This is a genomic window from Maribacter corallii (assembly GCF_047345415.1).
In the GTDB taxonomy this organism is placed as follows: Bacteria; Bacteroidota; Bacteroidia; order Flavobacteriales; family Flavobacteriaceae; genus Maribacter_C.
Genome location: NZ_JBLFEP010000018.1, coordinates 1 through 1,970 on the forward strand (window position 1 = coordinate 1; position 1,970 = coordinate 1,970).

General features: G+C 40.9%; 1 protein-coding gene. It reads right to left on the reverse strand.

Annotated elements, in window-relative coordinates; translation table 11 throughout:
- Nucleotides 1-1,970, reverse strand: a 1,970-nt coding sequence (locus tag ACKWCA_RS23905) for a non-ribosomal peptide synthetase (protein ID WP_413980773.1), incomplete at both ends; no start/stop codon positions are given.

A 1,970-nucleotide genomic window follows, 5' to 3' on the forward strand; every position in this document is an offset into this window, starting at 1 on the left:
GAGTCACCCCCAAGGTCGAAGAAGTTGGTATTTACCCCTATGACTTCTTTATCCAGTTTCAAAAGATCACTCCATATCCCTATCAACTTTTCTTCTATTTCATTTGAAGGAGCTTCATAATCCCCTCCTAACGTTAACTCTGGATCTGGTAGGTTTTTGCGGTCCACTTTACCATTAAGGGTCAGGGGAAACACCTCCATGTGAACAAAGTATGCAGGTAGCATATAATTGGGCAGATTATCCAGTATATGGTTACGCAACTCTACCGTTGACAGCTCTTCATCGGAAACATAGTAGCCAATCAAATACTTCTCCCCGTCCGTTTCCCTTGACAGAACAAGCACTTCTTTTATTTTTGAGTTCTTGGATAAACAATTCTCAATCTCACCAAGCTCTATCCGATGACCATTTACTTTGACCTGGCCGTCCTTCCTTCCAAAAAATTCAATATTCCCATCTGGCAGCCAACGTCCTACATCACCTGTGCGGTACATACGAACTTCGCTGGCGGTAATAAACGGATCTTTGATAAATACCAATGATGTCTTCTCTGGCTGGTTCAGATAACCCCTGCCAACACCTATCCCAGAAACCACTATTTCTCCCTTTACTCCCCTAGGGCACAAACCCATATGCTCATCGACAATATATATATTCAGGTTTGGAAGGACTTTCCCTATAGGGATTGTTGCTCCTGTCGGTATTTCTTCCAATATACAGTGCGTAATATCGTCCGATGCCTCAGTAGGACCATATGCATTGACCATTTTGATATCTGGGTATAAATCAAACCATCTCTTCACAAGTGATTTTTGTAATGTTTCCCCTGTGACCAATAAATAGGTCAAATCTGGAAAGATATCTTTCACTTCCCTATCCTCTAAATACCCTATCAATACCGATAGGTAAGAGGGTACTACTTCAAAAATGGTAATACCATCCTTACCGATTTGATCTAGTAGACTTTCCGGTTCCAATACTTGGTCTTTAGAGTAAATAACCGTCTTTCCACCGACAACCAAGCCCGATAAAAACTGCCATATTGAAATATCAAAGGTCTCCGATGCATTCTGGGAGACTACACTAGTGGCATTTAAATCTAGGGCATCGCGCTTTGCCAATAAATGATTTAGCATCCCCCCATGTTCGATCATTACACCTTTAGGCCTACCGCTAGATCCCGAAGTATAGAGGATATAGGCCAAATTGGACGGCTTTAAATTTAACAATGGGTTCGTTACCGGTAATTCTTCCCAGTCCTGACGATCCATCAAGCTGACAGCCCCCTGATTCGAGTCTTTCTCCAAAGCCCAGGACTTTTCTAGAAAAGAAGTCATTTCTTTTTTATTCTCTATAGAATCCAGATAAATAATATGTAAACATGGCAGTACAGAACAAAGGGACCTAAGAAAATCAGTACTAATACTGGTCGATGTGGTTACCAAAAACTGTGATCGGGTATCGTGAAATACCTCGGTAATCCTAGCTAAAGGAAAATCCGGCGACAACGGAACATAAGCACCCCCAGACTTTAAAACACCTATAAGCCCTGCAAGCATATTTACAGAACGATTACAAAGAAACACTACGGGCATCTCTTCCGAAAGCCCCTTAGAAAGCAGTGCATTCGATAACTGATTGGCCCTATCATTAAGACCTACATAACTAAGCTCCTCATCATGATCATAAGAGCTTATCGCATCTGGAGTTTTACATACCTGTTCTTCAAATAGGGAAATAAAAGTCTTATCCTTTGGATAGTCCACCTTCGTATCATTGAATTTATCCAACAATTCGATACGCTCACTTTTGGATAAAATATCTATCTCGGACAATCTCTTTTCTCTATCAGAAATCACTTCCTCCACTATTCGATGGAAATAACCGATGAACCTATCTATACTATCAGGTCTGAACAATTCAGTAGAATATTCCAAATTAAAATGCAACCTATCCCCTGACTCCATTGC